The sequence below is a fragment of the Paraburkholderia sp. BR13444 genome, from assembly GCF_040948755.1.
Classification (GTDB): Bacteria; Pseudomonadota; Gammaproteobacteria; order Burkholderiales; family Burkholderiaceae; genus Paraburkholderia; species Paraburkholderia youngii.
The window spans coordinates 81364-99056 of the sequence record NZ_JBFPKM010000001.1; the positions used below are offsets into that span (position 1 = coordinate 81364).

14 protein-coding genes and 1 pseudogene are annotated in these 17693 nt (G+C 59.2%); 13 read left to right on the plus strand and 2 right to left on the minus strand.

Going from position 1 to position 17693, the window contains the following annotated elements; translation table 11 throughout:
- Positions 1-108: 108 nt before the first annotated feature.
- Both AB3X95_RS00395 and AB3X95_RS00400 read left to right on the plus strand, forming a co-directional pair.
- A pseudogene (locus AB3X95_RS00395) lies at positions 109-537 on the plus strand (LysR family transcriptional regulator); the annotation flags it as partial.
- A gap of 35 nt (positions 538-572) precedes the next feature.
- Entirely contained in the window at positions 573-767 is a 195-nt protein-coding gene (locus AB3X95_RS00400) for a hypothetical protein (RefSeq protein WP_368620398.1), read from the plus strand.
- Positions 768-1314: 547 nt separating this feature from the next.
- Here AB3X95_RS00400 and AB3X95_RS00405 read toward each other — a convergent pair.
- Positions 1315-1767, minus strand: coding sequence for a hypothetical protein (locus AB3X95_RS00405; RefSeq protein WP_368620399.1), 453 nt, complete (start codon positions 1765-1767; stop codon positions 1315-1317).
- A gap of 424 nt (positions 1768-2191) precedes the next feature.
- On the opposite strand from AB3X95_RS00405, the gene AB3X95_RS00410 reads away from it, so the two are divergent.
- Positions 2192-4192 carry a hybrid sensor histidine kinase/response regulator gene (locus tag AB3X95_RS00410; protein ID WP_368620400.1) on the plus strand — a complete coding sequence of 667 codons (2001 nt, stop codon included), beginning with the start codon at positions 2192-2194 and terminating at the stop codon, positions 4190-4192.
- Between the two features lie 34 nt (positions 4193-4226).
- On the opposite strand, the gene AB3X95_RS00415 is transcribed toward AB3X95_RS00410, so the two are convergent.
- Complete coding sequence (locus tag AB3X95_RS00415; protein WP_176123440.1) at positions 4227-4922, minus strand: response regulator transcription factor; 696 nt, start codon at positions 4920-4922, stop codon at positions 4227-4229.
- Positions 4923-5545: 623 nt separating this feature from the next.
- Between AB3X95_RS00415 and AB3X95_RS00420 the strand changes: the two genes are divergently transcribed.
- From AB3X95_RS00420 to AB3X95_RS00465, 10 genes are all read left to right on the plus strand, one after another.
- On the plus strand, positions 5546-6835 hold the full coding sequence (locus tag AB3X95_RS00420; RefSeq protein WP_176368764.1) for a glycine betaine/L-proline ABC transporter ATP-binding protein: 1290 nt from the start codon (positions 5546-5548) through the stop codon (positions 6833-6835).
- Positions 6832-7713 (plus strand): proline/glycine betaine ABC transporter permease, encoded by an 882-nt coding sequence (locus AB3X95_RS00425; RefSeq protein ID WP_176123438.1) that lies wholly within the window; start codon positions 6832-6834, stop codon positions 7711-7713. The genes AB3X95_RS00420 and AB3X95_RS00425 overlap by 4 nt, the downstream gene beginning before the upstream one ends.
- A 140-nt stretch (positions 7714-7853) precedes the next feature.
- Positions 7854-8735 (plus strand): glycine betaine ABC transporter substrate-binding protein, encoded by an 882-nt coding sequence (locus AB3X95_RS00430; protein ID WP_368620401.1) that lies wholly within the window; start codon positions 7854-7856, stop codon positions 8733-8735.
- Positions 8736-8857: 122 nt separating this feature from the next.
- Positions 8858-10153: a serine hydroxymethyltransferase gene (gene glyA / locus AB3X95_RS00435; protein ID WP_368620402.1), complete on the plus strand. Its 1296-nt coding sequence runs from the start codon at positions 8858-8860 to the stop codon at positions 10151-10153.
- Positions 10154-10227: 74 nt separating this feature from the next.
- The gene (locus tag AB3X95_RS00440) at positions 10228-11115 is read left to right on the plus strand and encodes a dihydrodipicolinate synthase family protein (protein WP_368620403.1); all 888 of its coding nucleotides are present in this window, start codon (positions 10228-10230) and stop codon (positions 11113-11115) included.
- A gap of 5 nt (positions 11116-11120) precedes the next feature.
- On the plus strand, positions 11121-12452 hold the full coding sequence (locus AB3X95_RS00445) for an NAD(P)/FAD-dependent oxidoreductase (RefSeq protein WP_368620404.1): 1332 nt from the start codon (positions 11121-11123) through the stop codon (positions 12450-12452).
- 17 nt (positions 12453-12469) lie between these two features.
- Positions 12470-13963, plus strand: coding sequence for an aldehyde dehydrogenase (locus AB3X95_RS00450; RefSeq protein ID WP_368620405.1), 1494 nt, complete (start codon positions 12470-12472; stop codon positions 13961-13963).
- 371 nt (positions 13964-14334) lie between these two features.
- The gene (locus tag AB3X95_RS00455; protein ID WP_176110615.1) at positions 14335-15336 is read left to right on the plus strand and encodes a LysR substrate-binding domain-containing protein; all 1002 of its coding nucleotides are present in this window, start codon (positions 14335-14337) and stop codon (positions 15334-15336) included.
- 85 nt (positions 15337-15421) lie between these two features.
- Positions 15422-16456 (plus strand): GlxA family transcriptional regulator, encoded by a 1035-nt coding sequence (locus AB3X95_RS00460; RefSeq protein ID WP_368620406.1) that lies wholly within the window; start codon positions 15422-15424, stop codon positions 16454-16456.
- 134 nt (positions 16457-16590) lie between these two features.
- Positions 16591-17664, plus strand: a complete 1074-nt coding sequence (locus tag AB3X95_RS00465; RefSeq protein WP_184225530.1) for a phytanoyl-CoA dioxygenase family protein — start codon at positions 16591-16593, stop codon at positions 17662-17664.
- Positions 17665-17693 lie beyond the last annotated feature (29 nt).

Here is a 17693-nt window from a genome sequence, read left to right on the forward strand (position 1 = left end):
CGACACCATCTTAGTCGCATTGACCCGGCGTGATTAACGGGGGTACCGTTCTTGTCAGTGATGACAAAAACGTCGTTAATAAAACCCTTGGGAGGCAGCGTGTAGCATTTGAGCGTGTTGGGAGAGCTGGATATCTTTGTACGGACTGCGCAGACGCGTAGTTTTGCCCCAGCGGGGCGAAGTCTGGGCGTCTCAGCGTCCGCCGTTAGTAAGAGCATCTCGCGACTTGAAGAGCGCACTGGCGTGCGCCTTTTCCAGCGCAGCACGAGGAGCGTCCGTCTTACGTCCGAAGGTGAAATATTTCTGGAAAGATGCAAACGTGTCCGCGGGGAAGTCCAGGCGGCGGAAGATGAGCTCAGTGCAATGGCACAACACCCGCGGGGGAGGCTGCGGGTTGGGCTGTCACTTTCCGCGGGGCTTCCGCTGCCCGTGCTTTCGGCGTTCATGGAAAGCCATCCGGACATTGAACTCGATCTGGATTTCACTGATCGACTGGTCGATGTGATCGACGAAGGATTTGACGTAGTAATTCGAGGGAGCGCCAGAACCAATAGCGCAAACCCCGTAATTCAATGAGTTACGGGGTTTTTGTTTTTTCGGCCCATCAGGACGACGAGCGGTCCACGGACAAGGTCAAGGTAGTGGGCGATGATGTGCGCGAGGCCTGGAATACCGACCCTGGCTCGATCGTGCGCCGTGGGGTCATCTATCGCGTCTTCCCCGACTGGGCGTTGACGACCGTCACGGTTGATAACGCGCGCAAATAGCTTGCGTCGCGCGGCGCGTCAAGACAGGTTTTTTCTTTCCCGATGCCGCAGATGCCCCCGATTATCTGGACCCCAGGCCCCCCCGCTATGCGCCGAGGCTTGAGGTTTCAGGGTTGTCCACGGACGGGCAGCGGGCGCCTCTCTCACCCATGACGCTGCCCGGCGGGGCAACCCGCTGCTCAACGCCCAATGGAGGCTAAAACACATTCAATCTCTGACTGCAGATCTGTCAGATGCGCTCGCCGTTGTGCATATAGCGCCGCGCGGCTCACAAAAAATTTCGCTCGTTCGCGGTCTGCCAATTTTGCATTCCTATCGGGAACTCCCCCTCGGCAGGGCAGGTGAGAAGACCGCTCGAGAGATTGCGGAGCGGGGACAGTACGTCGCTACGCGAGAAGCGGTGCTGTGTATGAACGAAAAGTAGGCGCCGTGGCTCAGGGGTTACGTTTTTGGTCAGCCATTGACTTCTTCTTGTAGCACGGCCTCCAGCGCGTAACGATCAAGCAGAACGCCCATCGCGCTTGCGTGTTGATGCCCGCGTTATCGATCATCGATTCCGGTCGGACAATCGCCCGACAAACTTCCATCCCTGCTCCGCTACCCAAACATAAGTGAAGCCCGAGGGACCGTCGATGAAAACGGTCATGGGCCGCTCTGCTTTTGCTACCTCCTGTTGTCGCTCAGTCGACGCGGGAGTGATTCGCGCTTCGTCGTGTTTCAATGGCACGGCGCGCTCTTCAAGCCGCCAACCGTCTTCATTGACGTAAGTGAGCCGCGACGTTCCCCCTGACGGTGTTTGCAGCGTCAGGGTAAGCGGGCCTCCGTTGACGTCCGCAGGCTGGGAGCCGTGGGAGTCCATGTTCGCCGTCACCGATGCATCCGCACCCGCCATGACGACACCCTCTACGGGCGTAGCAGCCAAAACCATGCGGCACGCAGCTTCGAGGGTCATGAGTGCTGCGAAGGCGAACATCGCGCGTTTGATACGAGGGCTTTTCATGTTAAGTACCTCCTTGCTGGCCGCGCTGTAGGGGTCGTCCATTCGTGCTGTTGAGGGTGTCAACCGGTACGTTCGGTCGAGGAGCGGCCGTCTCTCGATGAGCTTCACTATCGCCCGAACCATCGTCGAGCAAAACCCACCCTCCGGGGGGACCGTCTCCCCCCAAGCGGAGCCGTTTCAATTGCAGGTAGGTCACGCGGAGATCGCTTGCACGCCCAATGAGCGATCATCGCGAAGCATCGATGCAAAGAGCGCTCGGCCCTGGCCGTGCTCGACAGCCGCTTCCATATGAGGAAAACCGGGGAATCGCCTGCGCCGCGCGGCGGTTGCCGATGCGCGGATTGTTAGGAGGGAACGCGCGACCTAGAATGATTGAGCTACCTTCATCAACGCGCCCGGCCAGCGCCGATCGCGATCCACGACGATGAACCTGTTCAGCTTGCCGCAGGCTTCTGCCTGGAAACGCCTGCAACAGCAGCCCGCGCTCGCGACCTTCATCGCGCGGCTCGTCGAGACACTGTGCTGGCCCGCGCGTTTCGCCGATCCCGAGGTCGAGCGCCAGTTCACCATCGAATACGGACGCGGTTTCGCCGATTTCCGCCGCGCGGCGATCATTCTCGGCACGCTCGTGTGGACGTGCTTCGGCTGGTGGGAGATCAGTCTTGCGCGCCACAACGAGGCATTCCGGCCGTACTTCGTCGAGATCTTCTTTTTCCGCGTCGCGGGCACGCTCGCCGCAACGGCCGCAATCGTGCTGTCGTTCCGCCCGACGTTCGTGCGCGATGAGACTGCGCATCGAGTCATGCTGTCCGGGATGGCGGTCATGTTCGTCTGCCTGACCGTGCAGACCTTTCTCGCACCACGGCCCTTCAACTACACCCACTTCTTCGTCGGCTTCTACCTGATTCTGTTCTATCAATTCGGTTTTCTGCGCTTGCGCGCAAAGGCGACGTTGCTGCTGACGCTCGGCGCAACCGCCGCGATCCTGCTGGCCCAACTCGTTACGCAGGGAATCGATCCGGATCTGTTCTGGGCGGGCATGTTCTACATCGCCAACGTCGTAGTGATCGGACATAGCGTGAATGTGAATGCCGAGCGGCACGTGCGCGATCGCTATCTCGCAGTGCAGGCGCTTGCACACAGCAATGGCGCGTTGCAAGGTGCCAATGTGGAACTCGCGCGCAAGCATCAGGATCTGGAGCAGGCGCGGCGCGAGCAGCAGACGCGCTCGGATGCGCTGATGGCGTTGCGCGAGCAGCAGAAAGAAGCCGCCGAGCAGGCGAGCCGCGCCAAATCGCGCTTTCTCGCGGCGGCGGCGCATGATCTGCGGCAGCCAATGCACGCGCTGAACATGTTCCTCGCGGCTGCCGACGAGGCGCTTGCGAAGCACGACATCGAAACTTCTACCGCACTTATAGGCGATGCACGCAAGGCTTCGGCGCTGAGTGCGCGACTCTTCAATGCCGTGCTCGATCTGTCGAAGCTCGAGTCGGGCCACGTCAAACCGAGCTATTCGAGTGTCGATCTGGACCGCGTCGCGCAGGATGTCGTCGAGCAACTGAAGCCGTTCGCGGCGAGTCTCGGCGTGAAGCTGCGCTACTCGCGCGGCGGCCGCAACTGCGCGATGGTCAGGACCGACGCTGACTGGATTCCGCGCGTGCTGAGCAACCTCGTTTCAAACGGCATCAAATACGCGGATCGCGAGAAGGCCGGACGTTGCGCCGTCATCGTCGCGATCGTGCGCATGCGAAATTACGTGCGCGTCGATGTCGTCGACAACGGCATCGGTATCGCGTCGAAGCATTGGGACGCGATTTTCCAACCCTTCGTGCAGATCAGCAATCCCGAACGCGATCGGGAAAAAGGCTTGGGCCTCGGGCTATCGATCGTGAATGCCGCGGTGTCGCTGATGGAAGGTCACCGGATGGAGTTCAAGTCGATCGAGGGCAAAGGCTCGCGGTTTTCAATTCGTTTGCCGGTTGCGCAAGCCGGCACCGAAGTGACCGTACCGATTACGGACGTCGCGCCTTCGCGGGCTTCGTTGCGCGGCCTGTATATTCTGCTGGTCGAAGACGACAGGCTGGTGCGCGCGTCGACCGAGGCCTTGTTCGGGCAGTGGGGCGTGTTGTTCGATTCCGCGAATTCACTCGCTGAACTGGAGATCCTGGCGCATACGATCGAACGCTTGCCCGATCTCGTGATTACCGACTATCGGCTGCCCGAGCGTCACACGGCGCACGACGTGGTCCATTTGATCGCGGCGCAATTGCCGCGGCCGGTGCCGTGCCTCGTCATTACCGGCGAGGCCGGCATCAATGCGCAGGGCCTTTTACCGGAGCGTTGCATTCTCAGCAAGCCGCTTTCCGCTGATACGCTGGCGGCGCGCATGGTCGAACTGGCCAGCCGTCAACGCAGTGTCGTTTAGCAGTCGCGCACAGCGCTTGCGTATAACCAGCGCCTCAGCTGGCCGATGCTTGCGCGGCGGTGGGAATCTCGATACCGCGGCGCGCCATCTCGACGATCAGGAACGTGCGCCGCGATACGTTGAAGCGGCTCAACAGATCGCTGATGTACTCCTTCGCGGTGTTCTCCGTGATGCTCATTTTTCGCGCGATCGCCTTGTTCGATAGTCCATGCAGCACGTAGCGCAAGGTCTGCGCGAGTCGCGGCGGCAGATTCAGCGAGTCGATCGGAATGCCTTTGCTGGGCGCCGGCGCTTGTGGTGTGTGTCCGCCTTTGCCGAGCACGCTATTGGGCAGGTACACACGTCCATTAAGAATTGTTTGCAGGGCCTCGCGAAACACCGCGCCGCCTTCTTCGCTGGCTTTGGAAATGAAGCCGCCCGCGCCATTCTTGATGCAGTCGAGCACCGTTTCGCGATCGTCGCGCGCGGAGAGCATCACGACGTGTAACGACAGTTCCTGCTGCTGCACCCAATGTAACAACTCGAGCCCGGTGTGCTCGCGCCCTAGCTGATAGTCGAGAAAGATCAGGTCATAAGCGTCGCGCTGCAACCGTTCGACGGCTTCCTCATAGCTGCCGGCTTCATCGATATCGAGCGTCGGCTCCGAACTGAGGATCAGGCTTTTCATCGCCGAGCGCGTTAGCCCTTCGTCTTCGACCAGCAGAACGCGGCGAAAAAACAGATTGTCCATGACACCCTCCCGGTCTTAACCATCGTAGTGAGATTTGCGGGGGCTGGAATCCCTCCCTTTCGGGGGACGATTCGCTCGTCGCACTTTTTCTGCTCGCGTTCCGTTCCATCAGTTTTTCGATAGGCAAGTTACGCAGGATTGCGATGGACCTAGGACATTCCCTATACGGCGCCCCAAGCTTTGTAAGCTTCGAATGTTCGGATTGTTCCTTCTGCCGCCAATGGTCAGCCGCAAACCCAAGCCCGCTTTGACTTCAAACGAATTCCACGTGCAGTCGCGCTTTTCTGCGAAAACTACACAAAAGCGCCCCATTACCAAAGGTATGGAAAAGTACCCAGAAAATGTAGCTGGGTAGTGCAATTTGACGCGCTACTCTGCAATACATGCATTAGGCACCCTTGAACGCGATGACGGCGCATGATTATTCTGCGTCCTACCCGAAAAATAGCGTTTCGTTCAACTGGGCTTCGTTGCGATGTTTGCTTTCGGCTCTTGCATTCGCACTTCTGCGATGAAACTGGCTCGGAGGCGGCTAAAAGAAGCGAGATACGCAAGTGGCGGCCCTGCAAAGGTCGATACGTCACGCGCTTCAATTTTTTGAACCTGCCAGTTGAGATGACAGAATGGCCCAAAACCTGACGTTCGCACCAGGAGACGTAGTCCATCCCGGTGCAATCAACGCGGAAGACGCTTCTGCCGCAGCGAAACCAATCGCAGTCTCCGGGACCGATATTCTTTCGGTCAAGAATCTGTCGAAAATCTTCGGGCCGAAGCCAGAGCGTGCCGCTGACCTCGTGAAGCAAGGTCTCGGTCGGAACGAAATTTTCGAAAAGACCGGTAACATGGTTGCAGTCAATAACGTCAGTCTCACCGTCAAGGCGGGCGAGATCTTCGTGGTGATGGGCCTGTCGGGTTCCGGTAAATCGACGCTGGTTCGACTGCTCAACCGCCTCATTGAACCCACGTCCGGCCAGGTGGTTCTCGAAGGCCGCGACATCGCACCGATGTCCACCTCGGAACTGCGCGAAGTTCGCCGCAAAAAGATGGCGATGGTGTTCCAGTCGTTTGCGCTTCTGCCGAACCGCACGGTGCTCGACAACATCGCGTACGGACTCGAGGTCGCTGGTCAGAAGAGGGCCGAACGGTACGAAATCGCGCGTGCCGCGCTGACGCGAGTCGGTCTCGGCTCATACGAAAAGCTGCTTCCCAGCGAATTGTCCGGCGGCATGCAGCAGCGCGTCGGCCTTGCACGTGCACTGGCGGTGAATCCTTCGGTGCTTCTAATGGACGAGGCGTTTTCGGCACTCGATCCGCTGATACGGTTCGAAATGCAGAACGAGCTTTTGCGGCTACAGAAGGAAGAACAGCGGACCATCGTCTTCATTTCGCACGACATCGAGGAAGCCATCAAGATTGGCGGCCGGATTGGCATCATGAAGGACGGCTGTCTGATTCAGGTCGGCACACCTGCCGAGCTTATCCAGTCGCCTGTAGACGCCTACGTGCGGGACTTCTTCCGCAATGTCGACGTCTCCCGCTTTCTCAGGGCTTCCACGCTGATGACCGGGGTAGACCGAAGGCTGCTGTCTTGCGACATCGGCACGTCCGCTGAGCGTTACCTCAATCATCTCATCGATAGCGGCATGGAATGCGGCTATGTATGCGACGGGGCAGGTCGATATCAGGGCTGTGTCACGCCAGCATCACTTCACAAGGCGGGTACGCGTCCGGTACGGGACGCGCTGCTCCGCGATGTGAATGCGGTTTCACTCGATGCGGACTTGCACGAGCTCGCGTCCATCGCATTGAGTCAGGAACACGACGTACCCGTCACTGATACGGCCGGAAAGCTCGCAGGCGTGGTGTCCTGCCGGACGATACTGAAGCAGGTTATGGAACGGAGGGCAGCATGAATTCGTCACTCATCGGCAAGTTTGCGGAAGACGCCGTCAATTTTCTCTTTCAGCATTTCCGGGGCGGCTTCGACGCATTCTCTGCGGCGCTAGGAGCAGTGGTCAAGCTGTTGGAGGACGGACTAGGCGCCATCCCTTTCGTCGCCATGCTCGTCATCTTCGTGGCTTTCGCGCTATGGCGGCGCGGCATCGTGTTTGCGGTGTTCGTGGGCATTGCGCTGTCGGCGATCCATTACATGGGACTGTGGACTCAAACCGTCTCCACGCTCGCGCTCGTTATTGCCGCAACATTCTTCAGTCTGGTCGTTGGTGTGCCACTGGGCATCTGGGGGGCAAGAAACAAGAGGGTAGAAGTGGTCTTGCGCTCACTGCTCGATTTCATGCAGACGATGCCTGCCTTTGTCTATCTGATTCCGGCCGTCATCCTGTTCGGATTGGGACGTGTTCCAGCCGTGATTGCCACTGTCGTTTTTGCCATGCCGCCCGTCGTGCGTCTCACCACGCTGGGTATCCGGCAGGTGCGGGAAGAGTTGCTGGAGGCAGGGCGCTCTTTTGGCAGCACGGACATGCAACTTCTCTGGAAAATCCAGTTGCCGAACGCGCTGCCGTCCATCATGGCCGGCGTGAACCAGACCATCATGATGGCGCTTTCGATGGTCGTCATCGCATCGATGATTGGCGCCGGTGGCTTGGGCGAGTATGTGCTGAGCGGCATTCAACGGCTCGACATCGGGATCGGCTTCGAAGGTGGCCTCGGAGTCGTATTGCTTGCCATCGTGCTCGACCGCCTGACCGAAAGCTTCGGCATGAAGGCGAAGAAAGCAAAACGCAGCGGGCGAGCAGCAAAAGCCGGCACAGGCGCCGCGGCTCGCACCTGACGGAAACCACCTGTTGCAGCGGATTGCACGGCCGGTGCGGTGCGATCAGCAAAGGCAGTATCGAGGTTAAGTACCGGGCCCGTCGTTTAGCCGAGTCCATCGAATATTCAAATGATTTTCTCTTCACGTAGGAGTGCGATATGAAAAGCCATCTGCTCAAGTCGCTTATTGCGAAAGTAGCGATATCGGCAGTCGTTGCCATGAGCGTCGGCGCTGGGTCTGCCGTCGGGGCCGAACCAATCAAGATGGCAGTAACAAACTGGGCAGACGTGTTGGCCGTTGCGAACGTGGCCAAATACGTGCTCGAGACCAGGCTTCAGCAGCCGGTCAAGTTTGTGCAGGCCGATATCGGGATTCAGTATCAGGGCGTCGCGCGTGGCGACCTCGACATCATGGTGGGAGGATGGCTGCCGGTCACCCACGCGGCCTATTACGCGAGGTACAAGAACGATATGGATGATGTCGGCGTCATCTACACGGGAGGCAAGAACGGCTGGGCCGTGCCTGCGTACGTTCCCGAGTCGGCACTGTCGTCCATTTCCGACCTCAACAAGCCGGACGTCAAAGCCAGGCTGAATGGGACGATCGACGGCATCGAGCCGGGCGGTGGCCTGATGCAGGCGTCCGAAAAGACCATCAAGGGCTACGACCTCAACGGCTACAACCTGCAGTCATCGAGTGAGGCCGGCATGCTCGCTGGCGTTTCGCGAGCCTACCAGTCGAAGCAATGGGTGGTTGCGACGGTGTGGAGTCCCCACTGGCTTTTCCAGAAGTGGCAGATGCGTTATCTGAAGGACCCGAAAGGCACCTTGGGTGGCGAGGAGCAGGTTCACGCCTTCGCGTCCAAACAGTTCGCAACCAGGTATCCCCGTGCTGATGTCTTCTTCAAGCATTTCAAGCTAACGCTCGCCGACGTCGAATCGATCGAGTACGAAGGCAATACCACGAACGACTATGCGAGCGCAGCGAAGAAATTCGTCGACGCACATCCTGACAAGCTGAAGGACTGGTTGCAGCAGTAGGCAAAACGCGATTTCGCCGGGAACGAGTGGAGTCCGTCTCGTTCGCGGCGAGTCGGCCATTGCCCGCGTCAACTGTCGTACTTGCAAGTCTTGCTTCAAACGATTTGATCCGGAGTGAACACGTGAACGAAAACTCACGCTTTTTTGCTGAAACCCTCCAGAGCCGCGACCCGGTTATCGCATCAGAAATTGCGTTGGAGTTGCGCCGACAGCAAACGCAGATCGAACTAATTGCGTCCGAAAACATCGTTTCGGCTGCGGTGATGGAAGCGCAGGGTACCGTGCTGACCAACAAGTACGCCGAGGGATACCCGTCGAAACGCTATTACGGCGGCTGCGAGCACGTGGATAGGGTGGAAGCGCTCGCCATTGACCGCGTCAAAGCCCTGTTCGAAGCCGAATACGCGAACGTGCAGCCTCATTCGGGAGCGCAGGCGAACGGCGCTGCGATGTTGGCGCTCGTGAAGCCGGGCGACACCGTGATGGGCATGTCGCTCGATGCGGGCGGCCACCTGACGCACGGAGCCCGCCCGGCACTGTCCGGCAAATGGTTCAACGCCGTCCAGTACGGCGTAAGCCCGGATACGTACCGCATCGACTACGAGCAGGTCCGGCGGCTCGCGCAAGAGCACCGTCCTAAGCTCATTATCGCGGGCTATTCGGCCTATCCACGCGCTTTGGATTTCGCTGAATTCCGCGAGATTGCCGATAGCGTTGGCGCGCTACTGATGGTCGATATGGCGCACATCGCGGGCATCGTTGCAGCCGGCCGGCACGAGAATCCTATTCGTTTGGCCGATGTGGTGACGTCGACTACCCACAAGACGCTTCGCGGTCCGCGAGGCGGGTTCATCCTGACGAACCACGGCGACATTGCGAAGAAAATCAATTCGGCCGTATTCCCGGGCCTGCAAGGTGGTCCGCTAATGCACGTCATCGCGGGTAAAGCGGTGGCATTCGGCGAAGCGCTTCGTCCGGAATTCTCGGCGTATATCGACCGGGTGTTGCGTAACGCGCATGCGCTCGGCAACGTTCTCAAGTCGGGTGGCCTGAACCTCGTGACGGGTGGAACGGACAACCACCTGCTGCTCGTGGATTTGCGCTCGAAGCGCCTGACCGGTACGCAGGCTGAAAAGGCACTCGAGCGTGCGGGCATCACCTGCAACAAGAACGGTATTCCATTCGACACGGAGAACCCGACCGTCACTTCGGGAATCCGGCTTGGCACACCTGCAGGTACCACTCGCGGTTTTGGGACCGAACAGTTCGAGCAGGTTGGACACATGATTCTGGAGGTTTTGGCCGCACTCGAACAAGCGCCCGACGGCGACGAACGGGTCGAGCGTGCTGTGCGCGGCCGCGTGCGAGACCTCTGCGACCAGTTCCCGATTTACTCACATGCGGACGCGCTCGTTTAATCCACAAGAGAGCGAAATGACTTCGACAAGTCGTCGGAAAACGTTGCCATTCCTTATTTGAAGAGAGAACCAACATGAGCTTCGAGGGAGTACATACACCGCTGGTTACGCCGTTCAAGGCGGACGGCGAAATCAATTACGAATTGCTCGGCAAGCATGCGGCCAAGCTGGCGGGGCGTGTCGCGGGTCTGGGAGTCGGCGGGACCACGGGCGAATACTACGCGCTCAGTTTCGACGAGCGTGTCCGGACGTTCAACACCGTAGCAGAAGCAGCAGGCGGCAAAACGTATCTGACGGCCGGCATCAACGCGACTACGACGAATGAAGTCATTCGCCTCGGGCAGGAAGCGAAGCGCGCAGGTCTGCCTGCATTGCTGCTTGCCGCGCCGTACTACGCCCAGCCGACGCAGGAAGAACTGCTGACCCACATGCTGAAGGTGGACGACAGTCTCGACATGCCGATCATGCTTTATAACTTCCCGGCCCGCACGGGAACGGATATTGGCGATGCCGTGCTGGAAAAGCTGCTCGAGCGCCCGAACTTCGTCGCGATGAAGGAGAGCACCGGCGATATTTCGCATTTGCATCACCTTGCCACGCACTTCCGCGACCGGCTGGTGCTGAGCTGCGGCATGGACGATCAGGCGCTCGAGTTCTTCGTTTGGGGCGTAAAGAGCTGGGTCGGAGGCGCGTCCAACTTCCTGCCGGAAGCTCACACCGCGCTGTTCGATGCGTGCGTAAAGCGCAATGACTTCGAATCCGGCCGCAAGCTAATGGCCCAACTGCTGCCTGTGCTCGAACTGCTGGAGCGCAGCGGGAAGTTTATTCAATACGTTCGATACGGATGTGAGCTGGCAGGTATGCCTGTTGGTGTCGCCCGGGCGCCGCTCGGCACGTTATCGGAAGACGAGCGCAGCGCGTTCTCCAGGCTGGTTCAACCCCTGTTGCGCGACGCGCAGTAACGTTCATGGCCTCGAACCTGGAATTCGCGCGCTTCCCGGCTCCGGATGGGGTGAACGGGTGGTGGGAAAGTCTGCCGCCGCCTCGCCCCGCCGATACCGTCTCGTCTGAACGGCGATTCGACTGGGTGATTATCGGCGGTGGAATCACGGGGCTATGCGCTGCCCGGCGGCTGGCTGAATTGGAGCCCGCCGCCTCGATAGCACTCGTCGAGGCCGACCGTATTGGGCGCACCACGGCCGGACGCAATTCTGGGTTCTTCGTCGACCTGCCGCATGACATCAGCAGCGAAAGCTACTCGCGAAGCGTTGAGGCGGACAAGGCGGATATTCGACTGCAACGCCACGGTATCGACTACGTACGGTCGGTGGTGAAGCAACACGGCATCGACTGCGACTGGCGAGATGACGGCAAATTCCATGCTTCGGTGAACAGGAAGGGTCACGCGGCACTGACTCACTTCGCCGACGGACTCGCTCGCATCGGTGAAGACTTTGAATGGCTCGATGAAGCCGCCATCGCGAAGGTGACTGGCACCGGGTTTTACCACGGAGCGCTCTTCACGCCAGGATGCAGCACGGTCCAGCCGGCAGCCCTGATGCGTGGCCTTGCCGCGACTCTGCCGGCAAATGTGAAGGTTTTCGAGCTCAGCGCGGTGAAGGGAATCGAGGACGAGGGGTCGAACAAAGTCTTGAGCTTTGCCGCAGGGAAAATCGTGGCGAAGCGCGTGATTCGTTGCACCAATGCCTACGCGGCGACATTCGGCGGGCATCCGAACGGTCTGTTGCCCGTATACACGTTTGCGTCGATGACCCGTGTGATGACGCCGGACGAAGTGCGGCAACTGGGCGGCACGCGCTCATGGGCACTGATTCCGGCCGACCCGATGGGTTCGACTGTACGGCGTCTGATTACCGACCGCATCTGCGTTCGCAATCATTTCGCGTTCCGGCCCGGCCTCGAGTTGTCGGAAGCTGATCTCGCGAAGGCGAAGAATCTGCATCAACGCTCGTTCGAGCGGCGCTTTCCGATGCTGAAGGACGTTGAGCTCGAGTACACCTGGGGCGGGCCGCTGTGTCTGTCGGTCAACAACGGGGCACTTTTTGGGCGCCGTGGCGATGGTGTTTTCGAAGCCGTCGGGTGCAATGGTCTGGGTCTGAGCAGGGGCTCCGCGTCAGGGAAGCTGATCGCCGAATACGCACTCGGTCACGACAACGACCTGGTTCACCAGCTATTGAATCAACCGCATCCGCGCTCGCTGCCGGTTCGTCCCATTGCCGACGTCGCTGTCACCGCGGCTATCTGGGTGAAGGAATTTTCGGCGGGGGCCGAGCTTTAAATCTGTGAGGACAGGACATGACGACCTATCAGGAATGGAAGCAAAGGGCAGAGAACTTGTCGCTGGACGGACGAGCGTTTATCGGCGGGCAACGATGTCCGGCGGCATCGAACGAGACATTCCAGACCTTGAATCCGTCGACGGGAAAAGTACTGGCCGGGATTGCGAAGTGCGAATCGAAAGATATCGACCGGGCAGTCGTGGCGGCGAGGGATGCGTTCGAGTCCGGAGTATGGTCAAAGGCAGCACCCGCAGAGCGAAAAGCAGTGCTTCTGCGTCTCGCGCAACTGATTGAGGAAAACGCCGAAGAGCTGGCGCTTCTCGAGGCGCTCGAGGCCGGCAAGCCAATCAGCGAATGCATGGGACTGGACATTCCGGAGTCGGCGGCATGCATCCGCTGGCACGCGGAACTCACCGACAAGCGATACGACGCGCTGTCGCCGTCGGGCGCGAGCGTCGTGAGCATGATTACCCGTGAACCGATTGGAGTCGTGGGCGCAGTGTTGCCGTGGAACTTCCCGGCGCTGATGCTCGCGTGGAAAATTGGTCCGGCGCTTTCGGTCGGCAACAGCGTCATCGTGAAACCCGCGGAGCAGACGTCTCTATCCACGTTGCGCATCGCGGACCTGGCGTTGCAAGCCGGCGTGCCTGCGGGTGTGTTTAGCGTCGTTACCGGCTTCGGCGAAAGCGCAGGCGAGGCATTGGGCAGACATGCCGACGTCGACCTCGTTGCGTTTACCGGCTCGACGGAAACGGGGAAGCGATTCCTTCGCTATTCCGCCGACACCAACCTGAAGCGGGTCGTGCTGGAATGCGGTGGCAAGAACCCGCAAGTCGTGCTTCCCGACGTCGCGAATCTCGATGCCGTTGCTGAGCAGGCGGTGGCCGCCGCGTTCTGGAACATGGGCGAGAACTGCAGCGCGGGCTCGCGGATTCTCGTCCCGTCTGCCACCAAGGCGCGGTTGCTCGAAAAGGTACAGGCCGTTCTCGAAGGATGGAAGACGGGCGACCCGCTCGACCCCGAGGTTAAGCTCGGCGCTCTGATTGAAGAAAAGCACTATGAAAAAGTGCTCGCGCACATCGAGAAGGCGAAGTCGGAAGGGGCGCGCCTGGTTTGTGGCGGCAAGGCCACTCGCACTGGCGCGGGCGGATGGTTTGTCGAGCCGACCATCTTCGATAACGTCACGCCGGAGATGAGCATCGCACGCGAAGAGGTCTTTGGTCCTGTCGTCTGCTTTATCGAATACGCTGATGTCGACGAAGCGGTGCGGATTGCCAACGATACGTGCTACGGACTGGCCGCATCGCTGTGGACCGACAACGTCAATCACGCGCACAAGATTGCCGCTCGTATCCGCGCGGGTACGGTGACGGTGAACTGCTTCGGCGAAGGCGATCTGTCGACGCCATTCGGCGGCTTCAAGCAATCCGGCTTCGGTGGTCGTGACAAGTCCGTTTATGCGCACGACCAGTATTGCGAGCTGAAGACCACCTGGCTGAAGCTGGATTGAATCCGTCCAGACGAAACAACCGTTCTCAGCGATGGTCGCGCAAAGCATGACACCGGGCGGCAACAATGAGCAGATGCACAGCGAACGCAGTCGTCGAGGGGCATGCGACCTGTACAAGGACGCACTTGATGGGGTGCTGAAGCGAATCCAGGGGCACGCGTAGCAGGCAGCCGCGAAGCGTAATATAGACAGATGGGGCGGCTGACATTTGCTGCCTGCCCTCGTCAGCTAACCCGAAGACTCACAAACCATTTCTGCGCGAGAGCGCTTTGGCTCGGACGTGGGTTCGACGCACTGTCAGGGGCAGTGCGCGGCGTTCACGGCGCTATCTTCAGGCCGCCCGGGCGCTTCCGCTTCACAGGGTGATAGCCATGCAAAAGAAACAGGTGTTTGCCGACCGATTGCTCACTCAGATGCCGTCTTTACGGGCGCTCAAATGCTTCGTCACGGCCGCTCGATACGAAAGCTTCACACAGGCAGCCGAGGTGCTGTGTGTTACGCAGGCGGCAATCAGCAGACAAATCAAGGAACTCGAAGACTCGCTCGAAGTTGCGCTGTTCGAGCGCACGGGAAGGCACATCGCGCTCACGGACGCGGGGCGCATTCTGTACAACGCGTCCTATCTGTCCATCATGAACATCGCCGAGGCGGCACAGGCGGTACGCCGGACCGACAAACATGCGCTGACGCTGTGCGTTTCGCACACTTTCTCGGCGCTATGGCTGTCGTTCAGGCTGCCCTCGTTCCGCAAGCGCTTTCCAGACATCCGGTTGCACGTGATGGTGACGGAGCATTTCATGGAACTCGATGATCTGATGGAACCGGATATCATCATCACCAAGAATCCGCCACGCGAACCGGAATACGAAACCGAGCCGCTCTTTCATGATGTCGTGTATCCGGTCTGCAGCCAGTCGTTTTACGAGCGTCATTTTCAAGGCAGGTACGTGAAACCGCTGGACCTTCTGTCGCACGCCACGCTCAATCTTTCGTTGTTGGGGCGAGCCCAGATTTGCGAACACGTCGACTGGTCCGTGTGGCGAAACTGGTTTCAGGAAGGTGATGGTCCGGACAAACTGGTCGAGAACGAACGCCTGGAAAGCAACGACTATCGACTTCTGGTATCGCAAGCTGAAGCTGGCGAGGGCACTCTGCTTGGCTGGCATCACCTCGTTCACCGCCAGGTCGAGCAAGGGATACTGGTTCGTCCGGTACAAAACGCGCTCGAATTTCACGACCGGCATCATTACTTGATAACGCACAAGAACGCAAAGCTTCGTCCGGAATATCTTCAGTTCCGCGCATGGCTCGGGGAGGAAGTGGGCGCAATGATGCGCGAATGGCGAGGCGTCGAGGCCGAAACGACGAAATAAGGCGTGCGGATCTCGGTCGCGGAACGTGCGAACGTCGTTGCACGATGGTCGCGGCCAACTCAGCAAGCATTAATGCAGGCAGTTCATGTTTAACGATCCAATCAGCCCCAAAGTCAGTGCCACGCGGCCACTTCGCTTTGGAATCGTGCTGCTGCCCAACTTCACGTTAACCGCATTTTCCGGGTTCGTGGATGTGCTCAGGTTGGCAAGCGATGAAAGCGACATGAGCAGACACGTTCGCTGTTCGTGGACCATCGTCGGGGAGTCGCTGGTTCCAGTCAGAGCAAGCTGCGGAATTCAGGTAACGCCGTGGACGACTTTCGATGAGGCGGGGTCCTTCGATTACGTCGTGGTCGTCGGTGGATTGTTGCACTCGGGACCGCCCGCAAGCAAAGCCACGATTCAGTTCATTCATGATGCAGCGGCAACATCAGCGACGCTGGTCGGAATCTGCACCGGGGTGTTTGCATTGATGCGCGCCGAGGTGATGGACGGATATCGAATGTGTGTGAGCTGGTTTCACTATTGGGACTTCGTCGAGCGTTTTCCTGGCGTGGACGAACGCAATCTCGTTGCCGACCGGCTCTTCGTCATCGACCGACGCCGCATTACGTGCTCGGGCGGGCGCGCTTCCATCGACGTTGCCGCAGCTATTTTGCTGCGACATTTTGAGGCGACGATCGTACAAAAGGCGCTGCGTATCATGCTCGTCGATGATGCACAAAAGGGAAACGCCCCCCAGCCATACCCACCGGGGCTCGAACCGGCGACGCATCCCAAAGTAAGGCGCGCAATCCTGCTGATGGAGCAGCACATCGGGCAGCCGCTTTGCATGGCTGAACTGGCGCGACGTCTCGAGATGTCGGTCCGTCAGATCGAACGTCTGTTTACGGCGCAGACAGGCAAGTCGCCCCAGGCGTATGCACGACAGATTCGGATACGAATGGCGTCGTGGCTGCTTACCAGTTCGGACCGCACGGTCGCTGACATTGCTTCCTCGTGCGGCTTTTCGGACGCTTCTCACCTTGGCCGCGAGTTCAGAAAGGAGTTTGGCGAATCGCCTAACGCTTATCGCGTGGCGCGACCGCCGAGTCAAACACATGCGTTTGCCGATGCTTAGCGATTGACGAGCGTGATGGCCCGGTCGCGAGCGGCGCTGCGCATAGTGACGACAAGGGAACGGTGGTGCGGCAAAACCAACGTGCTAGACTGCGGCGGTGGTCATTCGCAACATAAACATTGCCGATACCCAACATGAATACTACGTTCGTGAATCCGTTGCCAGGCGTTCCCGATGTCGAATCGCCGTTCTTTGACGAGCTATTCGCCCAGAAGGAGGCATCTGAAAACGTTTTACGTGTGGCCAGACAGCTGCGTGAGAATGGCTTCGCGATTATCGATTTTCCAGATGCCGAGTTCGACGCTCGCGCGGAGCGAATCAAATCGAAATTTCATGGAAGGTTTGATTTCGATCACTGGCGCGACGAGCTCTGGTATAAAAATGACGGCATGAGAGTGCAGGACGCGTGGGAGAGCGACGCGGACGTGAGATCGCTGGCCTCCAATCCACAGATTCTTCATCTTCTTTTCCAGCTCTACGGGCGCCGCGCCATCCCATTTCAGACCTTGAACTTTCCTGTCGGAACCCAGCAGGCTATCCACAACGACGCCATACACTTTTCGTGCGTTCCCGAGCGCTTCATGTGCGGCGTATGGGTCGCCCTCGAGGACGTGGACAGCACCAATGGCGCGCTCGAATACTATCCGGGCAGTCACAAGTTTCCGACCTATGTGAACGAGCATATGGGCGTCTGCTCCGCGACGCAGCACAAGCCGACGGCCCACTACGCTCAATACCTGAACCTCTGGAAGCAGTTGATCAGCAAAGCGGGAATCGCGCCGGTAACGTTCCACGCCCGGAAGGGGCAAGCACTGATTTGGGCTTCGAACCTGCTGCATGGCGGCTCGAAGCAATCCGATCCAACCCGCACCCGTTGGAGTCAGGTCACGCACTATTACTTCGAAAACTGCGTGTACTACACCCCTGTGGTATCTGACCCGGCGTTCGGTCAGACCTACTACCGACAGATCAAGGATGCCAGCACGGGTTTCGTACAGCCCAACATTTATTCTGGAGTCGAGGTCGAGCATGCCGTGATCGAACGCAGCATGCCTGATGCGTTCGAGCCTTACGCGAGGCCGAAACTCCCAGCGGACTTCGATCCCGCGGTCTACCTGCAACTCAATCCCGACGTCGCGGCAGCCAATGCAGATCCCGCGGCGCACTTCCTCGAATACGGATGTCGGGAAGGGCGTCGGTGGCGGTAGCCTGCCCGTGGCATGCTGGCAACTGATGT

Coding starts and splice junctions, on each gene's coding strand:
- AB3X95_RS00405 (WP_368620399.1), bottom strand. CDS start 1,767: ATGAAAAGCCCTCGTATCAAACGCGCGATGTTCGCCTTCGCAGCACTC.
- AB3X95_RS00415 (WP_176123440.1), bottom strand. CDS start 4,922: ATGGACAATCTGTTTTTTCGCCGCGTTCTGCTGGTCGAAGACGAAGGG.
- AB3X95_RS00400 (WP_368620398.1), top strand. CDS start 573: ATGAGTTACGGGGTTTTTGTTTTTTCGGCCCATCAGGACGACGAGCGG.
- AB3X95_RS00410 (WP_368620400.1), top strand. CDS start 2,192: ATGAACCTGTTCAGCTTGCCGCAGGCTTCTGCCTGGAAACGCCTGCAA.
- AB3X95_RS00420 (WP_176368764.1), top strand. CDS start 5,546: ATGGCCCAAAACCTGACGTTCGCACCAGGAGACGTAGTCCATCCCGGT.
- AB3X95_RS00460 (WP_368620406.1), top strand. CDS start 15,422: ATGTTTAACGATCCAATCAGCCCCAAAGTCAGTGCCACGCGGCCACTT.
- AB3X95_RS00440 (WP_368620403.1), top strand. CDS start 10,228: ATGAGCTTCGAGGGAGTACATACACCGCTGGTTACGCCGTTCAAGGCG.
- AB3X95_RS00450 (WP_368620405.1), top strand. CDS start 12,470: ATGACGACCTATCAGGAATGGAAGCAAAGGGCAGAGAACTTGTCGCTG.
- AB3X95_RS00455 (WP_176110615.1), top strand. CDS start 14,335: ATGCAAAAGAAACAGGTGTTTGCCGACCGATTGCTCACTCAGATGCCG.
- AB3X95_RS00445 (WP_368620404.1), top strand. CDS start 11,121: ATGGCCTCGAACCTGGAATTCGCGCGCTTCCCGGCTCCGGATGGGGTG.
- AB3X95_RS00430 (WP_368620401.1), top strand. CDS start 7,854: ATGAAAAGCCATCTGCTCAAGTCGCTTATTGCGAAAGTAGCGATATCG.
- AB3X95_RS00465 (WP_184225530.1), top strand. CDS start 16,591: ATGAATACTACGTTCGTGAATCCGTTGCCAGGCGTTCCCGATGTCGAA.
- AB3X95_RS00425 (WP_176123438.1), top strand. CDS start 6,832: ATGAATTCGTCACTCATCGGCAAGTTTGCGGAAGACGCCGTCAATTTT.